Raw genomic sequence first — 16,213 nt, forward strand, 5'->3', positions numbered from 1 at the left:
CGGCATTCTCCTAAGCGTCACCCCGGCCTTGTGCCGGGGTCCACCGCGCCTCTCTAGAAAAGCGCTGGTGGATGAGTGGACCCCGGCACAAGGCCGGGGTGACGGAAAATCAGGTCAGCGCACTGTAGATCAACGTCTTCAGCTCGCGGCGGATCGGGTAGACATTGCTCGGGCTCATTTGCGTCATGAACACCATCGACAACTGCTCGACCGGATCGACGAAGAAGGCGGTCGAGAACATCCCGCCCCAATAATATTCGCCGACCGAACCCGGAATCATCGAGCGCGCGACATCGATGTTGACCGCGAAGCCCAGACCAAAACCGGTGCCGGCATTGGCGGTTTCGCTGAACAGCGACTTGGACATTTTCGACAGATCCGAGCCGCCAGGCAGGTGGTTCATCGTCATCAGCTCGATCGTCTTGCGCCCGACGATGCGCGCGCCGTCGAGTTCACCGCCGTTCAGCAACATCGTGCAAAACCGATGATAATCGAGCGCGGTCGAAACCAGGCCGCCGCCGCCCGACACCAGCTTGGGCGGGCGGCTCCACGCGCTCGCTTCGCCGCGATCATAGAGGAAGCGGCCCTTTTCAGGGGTGAAGGTGTAGCAATCGGTCAGCCGGTCGATCTTTTCTTCGGGCACCGCAAAGAAGGTGTCGTCCATCTTGAGCGGGGCGAAAATCTGCGTGCGGAAGAAGTCGGCGAGCGACTGACCCGAAACCTTCTCGACCACCGCGCCCAACACGTCGGTCGACACCGAATAATTCCACGCCTCGCCGGGCGAAAACTCGAGCGGCACTTTTGCGACCGCTTCGATGAAACCGTCCAGATCGAGATTGCCGTGCCAGTTCTCGATTTTGCCCTCGCGATAGGCCGCATCGACATAGGAACGGTTCTGGAAACTGTAGGTCAGCCCCGATGTGTGGCGGAGCAAGTCGAGCATCCGCATCGGCTCTGTCGTCGGGCGTGTTTGGAACGGCACGCCGCCACCGCCGCCATTGTAGACGCCAATGCCCTTGAACGCGGGCAGCACGTGATGGACGGGCGTGTCGAGCGCGACCTTGCCCTGCTCCAGCAGCATCATGAAGGCGATCGAGGTGATCGGCTTGGTCATCGAGGCGATGCGGAACAACGACCCTTCGTCGATGCTTTTGCCGCCCTCGCGCGCCGGCCCTTGCGAGGAGAAGTGCGCGATGTCGCCGCCGCGTGCGATCAGGATCTGCGCATTGGCCAGCCGCCCGGAATCGAGATAGCGCTCCTTCAGGAAAGTATCGATCCGCTCCAGCCGTGCAGCGTCGAATCGTCCGATCTCCGGCATCGTTCTGCCCATAGCGATTTCCATACCCTCACTTCGAAAGTCCTATTCCCCTATTGCCTTGAGTCACGCATGAATCAACACTAACCTTGCGATCAGCGCTGGTTTTGGCAAACCCGAGTTTCAACTCGGGCGTGCCGACCGGCTAGGGAAGAGGATGCATCGTGGATACAGAACCGCTTGTCGCGCTCGATCCGGCATGGCCGAAAACGACGCTGGCGCAGGCGACCGCCGCGCTGACCGCCGCGGGCACCAAGTTCGAGATGGAGACGGCGACGATCGGTGGCATTCCCACCCGCGTCTGGAAACATGCGCCGCCGTCGCTCGCCTGGCTGATCGCCGCGTCGCGGATGCATGGCGAGCGTGTGTTCACCATCTATGAGGACGAACGCGTCAGCTATGCGGCGAATTTTCGGGCGGTGGCGACGCTGGCCCATGCATTGGTCGCGATGGGCGTCTCCAAGGGTGACCGCGTCGGGCTGGCGATGCGCAATTTGCCCGAATGGCCGGTGATCTTCTTCGCCGCCGCCAGCATCGGTGCGATCGTGGTGCCGCTCAATGCGTGGTGGACCGCAGGCGAGCTCGAATATGGCATCGATGATTCGGGGTGCCGTGTGCTGTTTGTCGATAACGAACGCTATCAGCGGTTGGTGGCGCACGCCCCGCCTTTGCCCGCATTGGAGACAATGATCGTGGCGCGCGCGCCGGGCCTGGTCGGCGACGGCGCACAGCGGCTCGAGGATCTGATCGGCACGCCGCACGACTATGCGCAATTGCCCGACACGGAACTGCCCCCGATCGAGATTGCGACCGACGACGACGCGACGATTTTCTACACAAGCGGCACCACCGGCAATCCGAAGGGGGCGCTCGGCACGCATCGCAATTTGATGACCAATATCCTCAGTTCGGCTTTTGGCGGCGCACGCGCCTTTGTGCGGCGTGGCGAAGCTGTACCCGACCCGCAACCAAGGACCTATCTGACCGTCATCCCAATGTTCCATGTGACGGCATGCAGCGCAACGATGATGGGTTCGATAGCGGCAGGCAACACGTTGGTGTTCATGCGCAAATGGGATCCGGTACGCGCGATGGAGATCATTCAGACGGAGAAGGTTCACGCCACCGGCGGCGTGCCGACGATCGCCTGGCAGATATTGGAGCATCCTGAGCGCGCCCGATATGACCTCTCCTCGCTGGAGATGATCGCTTATGGCGGTGCGCCATCGGCCCCCGAGCTCGTGCGGCGGATCTACACCGAATTTGGCGCGCTGCCGTCGAACGGCTGGGGCATGACCGAAACGATGGCGACGGTGACCGGACACGGTGCCGAGGATTATCTTGCGCGGCCTACCAGCGCCGGGCCGCCGGTGCCCGTTGCCGACCTCAAGATCATGGACGAAGACGGTATCACCGAGCTGCCGATCGGCGAGGTCGGCGAATTGTGGGCGCGTGGGCCAATGGTGGTCAAAGGCTATTGGAACAAGCCGGAGGCGACCGCCGCCACTTTCGTCGACGGCTGGGTGCGCACCGGCGATCTCGCACGGCTCGACGAGGAAGGCTTCGTCTATATCGTCGATCGCGCCAAGGACATGATCATCCGCGGCGGCGAGAACATCTACTCGTCGGAGGTCGAGAACGTCCTCTATGCGCATCCGGCGGTGACCGATTGCGCGCTGATCGGCATCCCGCACCGCACGCTGGGCGAGGAACCGGCGGCGGTGGTCCACCTTGCCCCAGGTACGACCGCAACCGAGGCGGAATTGCAGGCGTGGGTGCGCGATCGGCTCGCGGTGTTCAAGACGCCGGTGGCGATCCGCTTCGTTCCCGAAACGCTGCCGCGCAATGCCAATGGCAAGATCTTGAAGAAGGACCTTAAGGGCCTGTTTGAGGATCGCGCCGCCGCCTGAGCGATCAGGCGTCGAACGCGGCCGCGCGACGCGGCAGCGTGCGGTGAATGATGAACACCGTCAGCAGCAGCGTGGGAACCACCAGGATGCTCCCCTCCGGCCCGGTTTCGCCGCCCGAAAGCAACGCGGCCCCGGCCGGGTGCGAGGCAAGCAGGTGCCCCTCCATCGCCAGCCCGGAATCGCGCACGCCATACAGGAAGGACTGCGCCCAGTCCCACGTTGCGTGGAAGCCGATCGCCCACCACAGCGACCCGGTGCGATACAGCACATAGACGAAGGTGAGCCCGGCGAGGGCGACGCTGACCAGGCCCATCGCCGTTTCGCCCTTATTGGCGAGATGCCCGCCCGCAAAAACCCCGACCGAGAAGACCAGTGCCGCCACCCAGAACCCGATCGTGCGGGCGTTTTTGCTGGCGGGAGGAGCCACGGCGCGCACAATTCCCGCGACACCCCGCGCAAGCGTGTATTGCAGGAAACCGCGGGTCAGAAATTCCTCGAACAGGCCGACCAGGCAGAAGGCGAAGAACCACGCCGCGCCATACCCCAGCGCCGCACTGCCGCCGATCGCGAAGCCGTCGAACACCAGCGCGCCGGACAGCGTCAGCATTCCCACCAGCAGCGACAGCATGGCAATGCCCCAGGCCATGCCGGTGAGCAGATCGGGCACAGCGCGCTCCCGGCGCAGGCCATAAGCAGCGAAGGGGCGACGCTCGATCCGCGACATCAGCCAAGAGGTGACGAGCAGCACCGCGAAGGTGAGCGCTTCGCCCTTGATCGATGGGATGACGCCTTGCGGCGCGCCCGTAGGGGGGTGGGGAGGCTTTCCGTTGATAAAGGTTGCCGCAGCCACCGCTCCGATCGTGAGCACGGTCAGGATCAGGCAAAACAGCAGCAGACTCCACCCCGCACGTAGCCCGTCGCTACCGATGAAAATGCGGCGGAGTCCCCGGTCACGGGGCTGAGCGGTGTCGGCGTCGGTCATCAAGGTCCCCCCGGCGATTTTGGGCGTGTCGTGGTAGGCGGTCGATCAGTTCGGCGCGATAACCCGCTGGACCGCGCGGCACCACCCGTCGAGTCGGTCGACGCGGGTCTGCTCGGCGATTTGCGGGGTGAAGGTTTCAACGTGTCCACGCATCGCGCTGGCCTCTGCCAGATTGGCGAAAAGGCCATAGCCGACTCCCGCCAGCATCGCCGCGCCCAGTGCGGTTGTCTCGGCAAATTTGGGGCGCTCGACATTGACCCCGAGAATGTCGGACATGTCCTGCGCCATCCAGTTATTGGCGACCATCCCGCCATCAATCCGCACACACGCCCAGTCGACGCCGTCCGCAGCAAAGGCGGTTTTCAGGTCGTGCGCCTGATGCGCCATCGCCTCCAGCGCGGCGCGCACGATATGCGCCTTGCCGGTCGAAAAGCTTAAGCCCGAGATGGCGGCGCGCGCTTCGGGTTCCCACCACGGCGCACCCAGGCCGGAGAGGGCCGGTACGAGGAAGGTTCCGCCATTGTCGGGAACGCTGCGCGCCAGTATCTCGGTTTCCGCAGCGGTGCCGATCAGGCCGACCGCGTCGCGCAACCATTTGATCAAGCTGCCCGCGACGAATACCGAGCCCTCCAGTGCATAAGCGCGTCGCCCGTCAATCTGCCACACGATCGTGGAGAGCAACCGGTTGCGCGAGGTCGGCGGGATCGGTCCGGCCTGGCTCAGGACAAATGCGCCGGTGCCGAAGGTCGCCTTGGTCTCGCCGATCTCGAGGCAGGATTGGCCGATGGTTGCCGCTTGTTGATCCCCGGCGATGCCGCAGATCGGGATGGCCGCGCCGAACAACCGGGTTTCACCGAAATGCCCGGCGCAATCGACGATTTCGGGCAAGGCCGAGCGGGGGGCACCGAACAGCTCGATCAGTCCGTCATCCCAATGGCCGCTGCCGATCGCCATCAGCGCGGTGCGGCTGGCGTTGGTGGCGTCGGTGATGTGCAGGCCGCCCGTCAGCTTCCAGATCAGCCAGCTTTCGACCGTGCCGACAGCGAGTCGCGATCCGGCGGTTTTTACGGCATCCCAATGCGCCATCGCCCAGCCGATCTTGCTCCCCGAAAAATACGGGTCGAGCAACAGGCCGGTCTTGGCCTGCACCATCGGCTCATTGCCCGCCTCTTTCAGCGAGCGGCACGTCGCTGCGGTACGCCGGTCTTGCCAGACGATCGCGGGGGCAAGCGGTTCGCCCGTTTCGCGGTCCCAGAACACGATCGTCTCGCGCTGGTTGGTAATGCCGATCGCGGCAATCTTTTCGGCACCCCCCACTTTTTCTATCGCCGTGCGGGCGACCGCGAGGGTTTTTGTCCAGATCTCGGACGCGTCGTGCTCGACTCGCCCGGGTTCGGGATAATGCTGGGTCAGTTCTGCGCCCGCCGTCGCCACACAGCTGCCGTCGAGGCGAAAAGCCATGGCACGCGTCGAGGTCGTGCCTTCGTCTATAACGAGAATGAGGTCTGACATGGGACAAGGGCTAGCGCGGTTTGCGCGGCGAGGGAATGCCGCTAGGAACGGGTCATGGCAGATCGGGATGAAAGCAAGAGCGACGCGTTCGGCCTGACCGCGACGCGTGCGCATGACACTGAGGAGGAACGTCGCATTGGATTGCGGCGCGATCGCCTGTTGGCCGCACTGACGCTGATCGCCGGCGTGGGCCTGGCATTGGCGCTGCCCTTTGCGTTGAAGGCAGGGGCCGAGTTCTTTCTGCCAACCACCGCCGCTTTGGTGATCGCGATCGCCTTGGTTCCTGTTCTGGAATGGTTTGAGCGACGGCGCGTGCCGTCTGCGCTCGCTGCGTTGATTTGTGTGTTGTTGTTTCTGGTCGCGGCAAACGTTGCGCTGGCGGCGATCGTAGTTCCCGCGACGGAATTTTTTCGTCGCCTGCCTGAACGGATCGACCGGATCCAGATGAACATCGCGCCCTTGATCGATTTCTATTCGAGTTTCGAGCGTTACCTCAATCGCACGGTGCAACATCTGGCTGCATCGGGGCCGGTCCGGGCACCGGCCACCACTGCGGTCGCACCGCCGAGTTCGATCTTGGAGCTCGCCGCGAGTTTCGCGCCGTCGGTGATCGTGCAGGTGTTCTTCGGGATCCTGGTGGTGTTCTTCTTCCTCTCGGGCTGGACCGGGCTGCGCAAGAAGACGATCACCAGCCGCGCCAGCTTCGGCGGGGCAATGGCGACGGCGCGGGTCATTCAGGATGTCGTGGACGATACGTCGGCCTATCTTGGTACGATTACGATCATCAACCTGTCCTTCGGCCTGATCATCGCCGGCGTGTTGTGGGTGATGGGAATGCCCTATCCGTTGATGTGGGGTGGGATCGTCGCCTTGCTCAACTACGTCCCGTATTTCGGCCCGATCACGGCGGCGTTGCTACTCGCGCTGGGGGGATTGATGACCTTCCACGACATCTGGGTCGCGCTTGTGCCCGCCTTTGTGATGATCGGGTGCCATTTGATCGAGGCGAATGCGGTCACGCCGTTGATTGTCGGGCATCGCTTGACCATCAACCCGATCATGATTTTGGTGTCGATCAGTTTCTGGAGCTGGGTGTGGGGTACGGCGGGCACGCTGCTGGCGGTGCCCTTGCTGATCATCATCCAGACCGTGCTGGGGGCAGCAGGCAAGCCGGATATTGCAGGTTTTTTGTTTGAACACGGCACCTTGACCCGACCGCGTCGCGGCCGCTTCGACGCTTCTTTCGAAGAAAGTGAAACGGAGCGTTGACAGGCTAGGGGGCGTCGCTTAGGAGCCGCGCCTCACGCTTTTCAAGCGGGTGTAGCTCAGTTGGTTAGAGCGCCGGCCTGTCACGCCGGAGGTCGCGGGTTCGAGCCCCGTCACTCGCGCCATTCCCCGCAAATTGCTTGGGAAGGCGGCGATATCCCCTCAAATTTTTGACGTCGTGCAGCCTGGGTTCAGGCATTAGTGTTGAACGTTCGACGAACAATCGTATCGTGTTCTCCTGAGGTCATTGACAGGGTAGGGGGCGTCGCTTAGGAGCCGCGCCTCTCGCTTCTCAAGCGGGTGTAGCTCAGTTGGTTAGAGCGCCGGCCTGTCACGCCGGAGGTCGCGGGTTCGAGCCCCGTCACTCGCGCCATTCCCCTTCATGCCCAGGGGGAATCAGCGAAATTTCCCTGTCTCCATCCACGCCAGCATCCGCCGCATCGGCAGGATCCAGATCCAGGCGATGCCAGCGATCAGATAGAATGCGGCCTGCAACAATGGATGCCAGCCGCCGACCAGGCGAGACAGGCTGGCAACCAGGATGCACCACACGCCGATCAACACCAGAATCGCCAGCATCCCGACGGGTTTACGCCAACTTGGGGTCATGGTCGGGGAATCCATCCACATTCGGTGATGACGGCGTGGAGCGGCATGTCCCACGCTTCGGTCGGCAAGGACTCGACCTGTTGCACGCTCCACGCAACCCCGATCCGCCAAGCGTCGGGAAACGTCGCGAAGGCGCGGTCGTAATAGCCGGCACCTTGCCCCAGCCGGTCGAGCTTCGCATCGAACGCCAGCATGGGCGTGAGAATGATGTCGGGGACGACCTCTGGCGCGTCGCTGGGAGGCTGGGAGAGCCCGTACCGGCCCTCGACAAGCGCCGAGTACCCATCCCACTCCAGAAAGCGCATGGGCGCTTCCCGCGTGGTTACGTGGGGCAAAGCCAGACGGCAGCCTGCGGCCCGTGCCGCAGCGTCGAGGTGTTGCGGATCGGCTTCACTGCCGATGGGAATGTAGGAGGTAACGATCCGCCCCGGCTGCAGCAGCGCAAGCAACGCCGGCGGTGCCGCGATCGGGGCGGGGGAATGCGCGAAAAAGCGGTCGCGCTCGGCGCGAATCCGCGCGCGCAGCGCCCGCTTGTCGATCGTGGTCTGCGTCACGGTCTCTCGTCCGGCGATGGCCAATGCGTGGCCTGAGCGCCACGGGAAAGCGGGGTGGCGGGACCGCCGTGGCCGTGTGCCGGGTTATCCTCTGACGCACGGTACGTCAGGTGGGGACCATGTGCTTCGGGCCAGGGCCCGGGCAGGGACAGCCCCCTTGGATGATGAATAGCCTCAGGGATAATAAAGGCTCGTACCGGGCAGTGCCCGCCACCAAACGATATAGGCGCTTGTGCGCTATTGCTCAAGGGAGGTGGCGATCGATTCGAGCCGTTCGGCGATGCGCGTCAGCAGCACCTCATCCTGGATCTTGGCCGGACGACGTTCCGCCTCGTCCAGCGCGTCCGCCAGCATCAGCGCAACGAACAACATCGTGCGCTCGCCATTCATCCCGCCCGACGCGCGCGCCGCGGTGGCCCATTTTGCGTCCAGCACGGTGCCGAGGCGAAGCAGCTGATCTTCCTGACCATCAGGACAGGCCACGGTATGGCGACGGTCGCCAATCGTCAGCGTAACGTCAGCCATCAGTCGCCCTCGCGCTGCAGAATGGCGTCGAGGGCGGCGATAGCCTCCGCCATGCGGGTCCGCAGCGTTTCATGGCGGCGCGCCAGGACTTGGCTGTGGGTCATCCGCGCTTGGGCGGCGGCGTCGATACGAGCGAGGGCACGGTCGATCCGGTCGAGCGCGGCAGGATAAGGAACGTCTGCCATGCTTACGAGATAGCATGGCGCGGGACAGGGACAAGGCGCATTTGTGACGAGTTCGCGTCATCCGTTCGGATTGCACGATGAAGGGTGCCAAAGAGGGCGGGCGGTTGACGCGCCCGCCTGTCGCCCGCAAAGACGCGCGCATTCGAAGGACTCGGTGGCGCGCCGCTACAGGGTCAGCCGCTTGAAGGAGCCAGCACAATGACGATCAAGGTAGCGATCAACGGTTTCGGGCGTATCGGTCGCCTTGTCGCACGCGCCATCCTGGAGCGTGGCGATAGCGGGCTCGAACTGGTCACGATCAACGATCTCGCCGATGCCAAGTCCAACGCCTGGTTGTTCAGCCGCGACTCGGTTCATGGCAAATATCCGGGCGAGGTCTCGGCCGAGGGCAATGATCTGGTCGTCGACGGCAAGCGCATCCGCGTCACCGCCGAGCGCGACCCCGCCAACCTGCCCCATGCCGAGCAGGGCATCGACATCGTGCTGGAATGCACCGGCTTCTTCACCGATCGCGCGAGCTGCCAGAAGCATCTCGATGCCGGTGCCAAGAAGGTGCTGATTTCGGCCCCGGGCAAAGGCGTCGATCTGACCGTCGTTTTCGGCGTCAACCATGACAAACTGACCGCCGAGCACACGATCGTGTCGAACGCGTCGTGCACCACCAACTGCCTGGCCCCGGTTGCCAAGGTGCTGAACGATGCGATCGGCATCGAGCGCGGTCTGATGACCACCGTCCACGCCTACACCAACGACCAGAAGATCCTCGACCAGATCCACCCCGATCTGCGCCGCGCGCGGGCCGCTGCCATGTCGATGATCCCGACCACCACCGGTGCCGCCCGCGCGGTGGGTGAAGTGCTGCCCGAACTGAAGGGCAAGCTCGACGGTTCTGCGATCCGCGTGCCCGTTCCCGACGGCAGCCTGATCGACCTGACCTTCATGCCGTCGCGGGAGACGACCAAGGACGAAGTCAACGCGATCCTCAAGGCCGCGTCCGAAAGCGGACCGCTCAAGGGCGTGCTGGTGTTCTCGGACGAGCCGCTGGTCTCGGTCGACATCGTTCACACGCCTGCCTCGTCGACGATCGACAGCCTCGAGACAGCAGTGATGGACGGCAAGCTGGTCCGCGTGGTTAGCTGGTATGACAATGAATGGGGCTTCTCCAACCGCATGGTCGACACTGCGGGGGCAATGGGCAAGTTCCTCTAATGGGGGTTCTGGCGGGCATCGCCCGCCATGGCCGCCCGAAAGGTCCGATGGAGACCGTCGACCATGTCGAAGTGACTCTGGACGGGGGCCTCCATGGCGATTTTCGCGGGGTGATCAAACCCGGTGGCAAGGGGCGGCGACAAGTCACCCTGCTGGAGCGCGGTGATTGGGACGCGGCGATGGCCGAGGTCGGGCATAGCCTGCCCTGGTTCGAACGTCGCGCGAACTTGCTGGTCGAAGAGCTTGATTTACCACAAGTTCCTGGCGTGCGGCTGCGGATCGGCCAGTCGGTGACCCTGATGATTACGCGCGAAACCGATCCGTGCGAGCGCATGGAAGCGCTCGCACCCGGATTGAAGGCGGCGCTGCTGCCAGATTGGCGCGGGGGTGCGTGTTCGCGCGTCCTGGTCGGCGGGACGATCCGCGTCGGCGATGCAATTGTGGTTCTTGAGGAGTGATGGACATGACGCGGGCCTTCAAGACGTTGGACGACATGGGCGATGTGCGCGGCAAGCGCGTGCTGGTACGCGAAGATCTCAACGTGCCGATGCACGACGGCGCGGTGAGCGACGATACGCGGCTGCGCGCGACCGTACCGACGGTGACCGAGCTTTCCGACAGGGGCGCGATCGTGCTGATTCTCGCGCATTTCGGGCGCCCCAAGGGCGTCCCCTCGGCCGAGCTGTCGCTGAAGCAACTGGTTGGCCCTTATGCGGTCGTGCTCGGTCGGCCGGTGACCTATGTCGATTGGGAAGGCGATGCCGCAGCGGTTGCGGCGTTGCAGCCCGGCGACATTGCCGTGCTGGAGAATACGCGCTTCTTTGGCGGCGAGGAAAAGAACGATCCGGCGGTGATCGACCGCTTTGCGGCGCTGGGCGACCTGTATGTGAACGACGCCTTCTCCGCCGCGCACCGCGCGCACGCCTCGACCGAGGGGCTGGCGCACAAGCTGCCGGCCTTTGCGGGCCGCGCGATGGAAGCGGAACTCGACGCGCTCGACAAGGCGCTGGGCAACCCTGAGCATCCCGTGGCGGCGGTGGTCGGCGGGGCCAAGGTTTCGACCAAGCTCGATGTGTTGAAGCATCTGGTTACCAAGGTGGACCACCTCATCATCGGCGGCGGCATGGCCAACACCTTCCTTGCGGCGCGCGGCGTCGATGTCGGCAAGTCGCTGTGCGAGCATGAACTGACCGGAACGGCTGAGGAAATCTTCGAGGCAGCGGACAGCGCAAACTGCACGATCCATTTGCCCTATGATGTGGTGGTGTCGAAGGAATTCCGCGCCAACCCGCCGGTCCGCACCGTCAATGTGCATGAAGTCGCCGCCGACGAGATGATCCTCGACATCGGACCGGCCGCGACCGAGGCGCTGGCCGATGTGCTCAAGAATTGCCGGACTTTGGTGTGGAACGGACCGCTGGGTGCGTTCGAAACCCCGCCGTTCGACACGGCGACGGTTGCGCTCGCCAAGACGGCAGCCGCTTTGACCAAGAGCGGTTCGCTCGTCTCGGTGGCGGGCGGTGGCGACACGGTTGCCGCGCTCAACCAGGCGGGCGTGGCGGACGAGTTCACCTTCGTCTCGACCGCCGGTGGTGCCTTCCTGGAATGGATGGAAGGCAAGGACCTTCCCGGCGTCGCCGCGCTGTCGCGCGGATGATCAGCTTTGCGGGGCCGGCGGTGCCGGTTCCCGCAACAGCGGGACGAGTTCGGCGTTGAGCGAGTCGAGATCGAACGCCGCTGCCTTGGCGTAGCGGACATGGCCCGAGCGATCGATGATGTAGTTGGTCGGAACCCCGCTCAGGATCGGGTAATTGCCCTTGATCCGGCGTGCCGAAGGCATGTGCATCACCGCGAACAGCTTCTTCAACTGGTAGAGCGGCAGCGAGTCCTCGGTGGCGATGGTGAACACCTTGAGGCCGTGGGTCTTTTGCAGCTCGTAATAGGTGTCGAGTGTGGGCAGCTCCTTCTTGCACGGCCCGCACCAGGTGGCCCAGAAATTGAGCACGACGACCTGGCCGCGCAAGGCGTCTGACGAGACCTTGCTTCCATCGATCAGCGTGAGTTCGAACGGTGGCGCGACATCGCCCACCTTGGGCGGTCCGCCCGCGCCCAACAAGGCGACCGCGGCCAGCGCCAATGCGCCCGACAGTGCGACTTTCGAAAAACGGCGCATGGCTTCCCCCCTCAGAGATGCCCGCGAGCGTGCCGCGCCCCAAGGCGCGCGTCAAGCGTTGCCCCGGAGGATCGGGGTCGCTAACACCCGCGGCCATAACAACACCGCTTTAGGAAATGGGAGCTTCCGATGACGCCACAGGTCAAGGCCATTCTCGACAAATATGAGTCGGACAACCCTGCAACCAAGGCCAATCTCGCCCGCATCCTGATGCAGGGAAAGCTTGGCGGCACCGGCAAGCTGGTGATTCTTCCGGTCGACCAGGGGTTCGAGCATGGCCCGGCGCGCAGCTTCGCGGTCAATCCGCCCGCCTACGATCCCCATTATCACTATCAGCTTGCGATCGATGCCGGGCTTTCGGCCTATGCCGCGCCGCTTGGCATGTTGGAGGCGGGGGCGGAGACCTTTGCCGGGCAGATCCCGACGATCCTCAAGGTCAACAGCTCGAACAGCTGGGCGCAGGGCGCGAACCAGGCGGTGACCGGCAGCGTCGAGGATGCGGTGCGGCTTGGTTGCGCGGCGATCGGCTTCACCATCTATCCCGGTTCGGACGATTTGTTCGACATGATCGGGCAGATTCGCGAGCTTTCGGCCGAGGCAAAGTCGGTCGGCATCGCCACCGTGATCTGGTCCTATCCGCGCGGCGGCATCCTGCCCAAGTCGGGCGAACTGGCGCTCGATGTCGGTGCCTATGCCGCGCACATGGCGGCGTTGCTGGGTGCGCACATCATCAAGGTGAAGCTGCCGAGCGACCATATCGAGCAGAAGGAAGCCAAGCCCCTTTATGAGGGCACCGACTGGTCGAAGCAGGCGGACCGGGTGCGCCATGTCGTGCAGGCGAGCTTTGCCGGGCGGCGGATCGTGGTGTTCTCGGGCGGCGCGGCCAAGGGTGCCGATGCGGTCTATCAGGACGCGCGCGACATTCGCGATGGCGGTGGCAACGGCTCGATCATCGGCCGCAACACCTTCCAGCGCCCGCGCGCAGAGGCGCTTGAGATGCTCGCCAAGATCATCGCGATCTACAAGGGCGAGGAGTAAACCCGATGTCCGGGGCGGGGTGGGAGGCGGTCGACGGCTATATCGTCGACCATTTGCTGGGTGACGATGTGGTGCTGGATGCAGCCCTCGCTGCCAACGCCGCCGCCGGACTGCCGCAGATCGATGTCTCGCCCGCACAGGGCAAGATGCTGCATCTCTTCGCGCGGATGGTCGGCGCGCGGCGCATCCTCGAGATCGGCACGCTTGGCGGCTATTCGACGATCTGGCTGGCGCGGGCCCTGCCCGAAGACGGGCGAATGGTGACGCTGGAAATCGATCCGCACCATGCGGCGGTGGCGGGCGACAACATCGCGCGCGCTGGCCTTGGCGAACGGGTCGAAGTCCGCGTCGGCGCGGCACTGTCATCGCTTGAGGCGATGATCGCGCAGGGCGAGGGGCCGTTCGACCTGGTGTTTGTCGATGCCGACAAGGAAAATTGTGTCCCCTATGTCCGCTCGGCTATGGCGCTTGCGCGACCGGGCACGACGATCGTGGTCGATAATGTGGTGCGCGACGGCGAGGTGCTCGACCCGGCAAGCACCGATTCACGCGTTCACGGAGTCCGCGCGTTGTTCGACATGATCGCAAGCGAGCCACGTTTGAGCGCCACCGCTGTGCAAACCGTTGGCGCGAAGAAATGGGATGGCTTCGTGCTGGCCGTTGTAGAAGCGGTCTGAGCGCTATGTCCGAAGAGTTCGCCTATCATCGCAGCCTCGGCCCGATGATCGGCGTCCTTCTCGGGATTGCCATTGTCGAGATGTGCGTGGTCCATCTGGTGGTGGGTGCTGTGTTCGGCTGGACGGTTGCGCTTGGGGTCGGCGTGCTTGACCTATCGCTGGTGCTTGGCCTGATCCTGTTGCTGCGGTCGCTCCGGCGGTTGCCGGTGACGCTAACCGAGCACGCGCTGACGATGCGGGCTGGCCTGCTGAAATCGGTCACCGTTCCAACGCGCCAGATCGTGGGTTTGCGCGCGACGTGGGATGCCGCTGCGCTCAAACAGCGCGGGGTTCTGAATCTTGCTTTGGCGAGTTGGCCGAGCGTCGTGGTCGATCTTCACCCGCCCGTTGTCACGCGGCGCGGCAAACCGATCCACGCGATCGCGCATAAGCTTGACGATCCCGCCGCTTTCCATGCCGCGATCGCCGCGCTATCGCGCGACAATGGACATTGAAGACCCCCTCGGCCCGCTCGACCCCGATTTCGCGGTGCAATTCCAGCGCGACGACCGTCGGCCGCGCTGCCAGCTCTATCTGGTGTCGCCGCTCGAGGTTGGCGGCGGCTTTCCCGATCGCCTGAAGCGGGCGCTGGACGCCGGCCCGGTCGCGGCCTTTCAGTTTCGCGTGAAGGACATCGACCAGCATAGCGCGGCAGCCCTCGCCGAACCGTTGCAGCGCATTTGCGCCGATGCCGACGTCGCCTTCATCGTCAATGACAGCATATCGCTCGCCAAACGACTGGGGGCTGACGGCGTGCATCTGGGGCAGGGCGATGGCGACCCACGCGAGGCGCGCGCGCAGCTCGGACCCGCGGCGCAAATCGGCGTGACCTGCCACGACAGCCGCCATCTCGCGATGGAAGCGGGCGAGGCGGGGGCCGACTATGTCGCGTTCGGCGCGTTTTATCCGACCACCACCAAAACGACCGAGCATGTCGCCGATCCGGTACTGCTGAGCTGGTGGTCGACGGTGTTTGAAATTCCCTGTGTGGCGATCGGCGGGATCACGCCGGTCAATGCGCCGCCGCTGATCCGCGCCGGTGCAGATTTTCTCGCGGTGTCGGGCGCGGTGTGGGGCGGGGACGAGGCGGCTGCGGTACGCGCGTTCGAGGCCGTGCTCGCCGCCTGATGGCGCTTCAGTAGGTGTTGCGCCCGGCGCGGATTTCAGCCTTGGCGGTGAACAGCTTGCGGGCGGTGGTGCCGGCATCGCGCACCAGCACCATCACCTCGTCATTGACCTGGATCTTCTCGTCGGGGGACGGCCGCAGGATGGCGGCACCGCCGCGCTTGATCTGGACGATGAAAAACGCACCGGCCGCCTGACGTTCGGCCTCGCCGACGGTCAACACACACATCGCCGACCCGGCGTGCGCCGAGACGATTTCCAGATCCAGGCCCATTTCGCCGAGTTCGCCGCGCGCGCGTTTGAGCGCCGCGTCCGATCCCAGATCCGCGCTTTTCGGGAAGAGCACCATGCGTGCGATGCGTTCGGCACCGATATGGGTCGGCAGCACGACATGGTCGGCCCCGGCGCGGCGCAGCTTGCGTTCGGTCGTCGGGGCCTCGCCGCGCGCGATGATTTCGAGCGTCGGGTTGAGATTGCGCGCGCTGAGCGTGATGAAAACGTTCGCCGCGTCGTCTGGCAGGACTGTCGAGAGTACACGTGCTCGGTCGATCCCGGCCGCGAATAAAATCTCTTCCTCGGTCGCGTCGCCTCCGATGCACAGGTGGCCGGCGGCTTCGATCTCGGCGAGGCGATCCGCACTCCGCTCGATGATGACCAGCGGCATTTTCGCCTCCGCAAGGTCGCGGGCGAGCATTGTCCCGATGCGACCGAAGCCGCAGATCACGACATGACCGGACAGTTTGTCGATTCGCGCGCGCATACGGTTGGCTCCCAGGATCTGGCGCAGTTGCAGGACGGTGAAGAATTGGACGAGCGCACCGGTCAACAGGATCATGCCGGTGCAGCCAAACACGATCGTGGCGATCGTGATGGTATGCAGATAGCCCGTGTTGATCGGTCTGACTTCGTCATAGCCGACCGAGAAGACGGTCAGCAGCACCATGTACGACGCGTCGACGAAATTCCATCCCGCCGCCATGTAGCCGAGCGTTGCCAAGACGATGACAAGTCCGACATAGCCGAGAATCGTGATGAGATTTCGGGCGGGGGAGCCGAGAACGGCTTCAGCGTCGGCGAGGATCTTGCGCACGGAC

The 16,213-nt window shown here is 64.3% G+C and carries 18 protein-coding genes and 2 tRNA genes; 11 read left to right on the top strand and 9 right to left on the bottom strand.

Annotated features, from left to right (window positions below):
* Positions 1 to 109: 109 nt before the first annotated feature.
* Positions 110 to 1,342, bottom strand: a complete 1,233-nt coding sequence (locus EJC47_RS09775) for a serine hydrolase domain-containing protein (RefSeq protein ID WP_126847230.1) — start codon at positions 1,340 to 1,342, stop codon at positions 110 to 112.
* A 137-nt stretch (positions 1,343 to 1,479) separates the two neighbouring features.
* On the opposite strand from EJC47_RS09775, the gene EJC47_RS09780 reads away from it, so the two are divergent.
* Positions 1,480 to 3,225: a class I adenylate-forming enzyme family protein gene (locus EJC47_RS09780; protein WP_126847233.1), complete on the top strand. Its 1,746-nt coding sequence runs from the start codon at positions 1,480 to 1,482 to the stop codon at positions 3,223 to 3,225.
* A gap of 4 nt (positions 3,226 to 3,229) precedes the next feature.
* Here the strand turns inward: EJC47_RS09780 and EJC47_RS09785 are convergent, their stop codons facing one another.
* Positions 3,230 to 4,207 (bottom strand): CPBP family intramembrane glutamic endopeptidase, encoded by a 978-nt coding sequence (locus EJC47_RS09785; protein ID WP_126847235.1) that lies wholly within the window; start codon positions 4,205 to 4,207, stop codon positions 3,230 to 3,232.
* A gap of 45 nt (positions 4,208 to 4,252) precedes the next feature.
* Positions 4,253 to 5,719: an FGGY family carbohydrate kinase gene (locus EJC47_RS09790; RefSeq protein ID WP_126847237.1), complete on the bottom strand. Its 1,467-nt coding sequence runs from the start codon at positions 5,717 to 5,719 to the stop codon at positions 4,253 to 4,255.
* 54 nt (positions 5,720 to 5,773) lie between these two features.
* On the opposite strand from EJC47_RS09790, the gene EJC47_RS09795 reads away from it, so the two are divergent.
* From EJC47_RS09795 to EJC47_RS09805, 3 genes are all read left to right on the top strand, one after another.
* Positions 5,774 to 6,988 carry an AI-2E family transporter gene (locus EJC47_RS09795; RefSeq protein ID WP_126847239.1) on the top strand — a complete coding sequence of 405 codons (1,215 nt, stop codon included), beginning with the start codon at positions 5,774 to 5,776 and terminating at the stop codon, positions 6,986 to 6,988.
* Positions 6,989 to 7,033: 45 nt separating this feature from the next.
* A tRNA-Asp gene (locus tag EJC47_RS09800) sits at positions 7,034 to 7,110 on the top strand.
* Between the two features lie 171 nt (positions 7,111 to 7,281).
* A tRNA-Asp gene (locus EJC47_RS09805) sits at positions 7,282 to 7,358 on the top strand.
* Positions 7,359 to 7,381: 23 nt separating this feature from the next.
* On the opposite strand, the gene EJC47_RS09810 is transcribed toward EJC47_RS09805, so the two are convergent.
* From EJC47_RS09810 to EJC47_RS09825, 4 genes are all read right to left on the bottom strand, one after another.
* A complete protein-coding gene (locus EJC47_RS09810; protein ID WP_033965758.1) occupies positions 7,382 to 7,594 on the bottom strand; it encodes a DUF2842 domain-containing protein in 213 nt (70 codons plus the stop codon).
* Entirely contained in the window at positions 7,591 to 8,148 is a 558-nt protein-coding gene (locus EJC47_RS09815) for a 5-formyltetrahydrofolate cyclo-ligase (RefSeq protein ID WP_126847241.1), read from the bottom strand. The genes EJC47_RS09810 and EJC47_RS09815 overlap by 4 nt, the downstream gene beginning before the upstream one ends.
* Before the next feature lie 237 nt (positions 8,149 to 8,385).
* Positions 8,386 to 8,673 (bottom strand): cell division protein ZapA, encoded by a 288-nt coding sequence (locus EJC47_RS09820; RefSeq protein WP_126847243.1) that lies wholly within the window; start codon positions 8,671 to 8,673, stop codon positions 8,386 to 8,388.
* Positions 8,673 to 8,858 (bottom strand): hypothetical protein, encoded by a 186-nt coding sequence (locus EJC47_RS09825; RefSeq protein ID WP_126847245.1) that lies wholly within the window; start codon positions 8,856 to 8,858, stop codon positions 8,673 to 8,675. The genes EJC47_RS09820 and EJC47_RS09825 overlap by 1 nt, the downstream gene beginning before the upstream one ends.
* A 198-nt stretch (positions 8,859 to 9,056) precedes the next feature.
* Here EJC47_RS09825 and gap point away from each other — a divergent pair, with 198 nt between their 5' ends.
* Genes gap through EJC47_RS09840 form a run of 3 tightly spaced genes read left to right on the top strand, consistent with a single transcriptional unit; the run spans position 9,057 to position 11,724 of the window.
* Positions 9,057 to 10,067 carry a type I glyceraldehyde-3-phosphate dehydrogenase gene (gene gap, locus EJC47_RS09830; RefSeq protein ID WP_126847247.1) on the top strand — a complete coding sequence of 337 codons (1,011 nt, stop codon included), beginning with the start codon at positions 9,057 to 9,059 and terminating at the stop codon, positions 10,065 to 10,067.
* Positions 10,067 to 10,525: an MOSC domain-containing protein gene (locus tag EJC47_RS09835; RefSeq protein ID WP_126847249.1), complete on the top strand. Its 459-nt coding sequence runs from the start codon at positions 10,067 to 10,069 to the stop codon at positions 10,523 to 10,525. Before gap ends, EJC47_RS09835 begins: the two co-directional genes overlap by 1 nt.
* Positions 10,526 to 10,530: 5 nt before the next feature.
* On the top strand, positions 10,531 to 11,724 hold the full coding sequence (locus EJC47_RS09840) for a phosphoglycerate kinase (protein ID WP_185867628.1): 1,194 nt from the start codon (positions 10,531 to 10,533) through the stop codon (positions 11,722 to 11,724).
* On the opposite strand, the gene EJC47_RS09845 is transcribed toward EJC47_RS09840, so the two are convergent.
* Complete coding sequence (locus EJC47_RS09845; protein WP_126847253.1) at positions 11,725 to 12,240, bottom strand: TlpA family protein disulfide reductase; 516 nt, start codon at positions 12,238 to 12,240, stop codon at positions 11,725 to 11,727.
* 129 nt (positions 12,241 to 12,369) lie between these two features.
* On the opposite strand from EJC47_RS09845, the gene EJC47_RS09850 reads away from it, so the two are divergent.
* The 4 genes from EJC47_RS09850 to thiE are packed head-to-tail and all read left to right on the top strand — an operon-like array spanning position 12,370 to position 15,122.
* Positions 12,370 to 13,278: a class I fructose-bisphosphate aldolase gene (locus EJC47_RS09850; protein WP_126847255.1), complete on the top strand. Its 909-nt coding sequence runs from the start codon at positions 12,370 to 12,372 to the stop codon at positions 13,276 to 13,278.
* A 5-nt stretch (positions 13,279 to 13,283) separates the two neighbouring features.
* Positions 13,284 to 13,955, top strand: a complete 672-nt coding sequence (locus EJC47_RS09855; RefSeq protein ID WP_126847257.1) for an O-methyltransferase — start codon at positions 13,284 to 13,286, stop codon at positions 13,953 to 13,955.
* A 5-nt stretch (positions 13,956 to 13,960) separates the two neighbouring features.
* Positions 13,961 to 14,449, top strand: a complete 489-nt coding sequence (locus tag EJC47_RS09860) for a hypothetical protein (protein WP_185867629.1) — start codon at positions 13,961 to 13,963, stop codon at positions 14,447 to 14,449.
* Complete coding sequence (gene thiE, locus EJC47_RS09865; RefSeq protein WP_126847259.1) at positions 14,439 to 15,122, top strand: thiamine phosphate synthase; 684 nt, start codon at positions 14,439 to 14,441, stop codon at positions 15,120 to 15,122. The genes EJC47_RS09860 and thiE overlap by 11 nt, the downstream gene beginning before the upstream one ends.
* 7 nt (positions 15,123 to 15,129) lie before the next feature.
* On the opposite strand, the gene EJC47_RS09870 is transcribed toward thiE, so the two are convergent.
* A complete protein-coding gene (locus EJC47_RS09870) occupies positions 15,130 to 16,209 on the bottom strand; it encodes a potassium channel family protein (protein WP_126847261.1) in 1,080 nt (359 codons plus the stop codon).
* Positions 16,210 to 16,213 lie beyond the last annotated feature (4 nt).

Origin of the sequence: Sphingomonas sp. TF3 (genome assembly GCF_003985085.1) — a bacterium.
Classification (GTDB): domain Bacteria; phylum Pseudomonadota; class Alphaproteobacteria; order Sphingomonadales; family Sphingomonadaceae; genus Sphingomonas.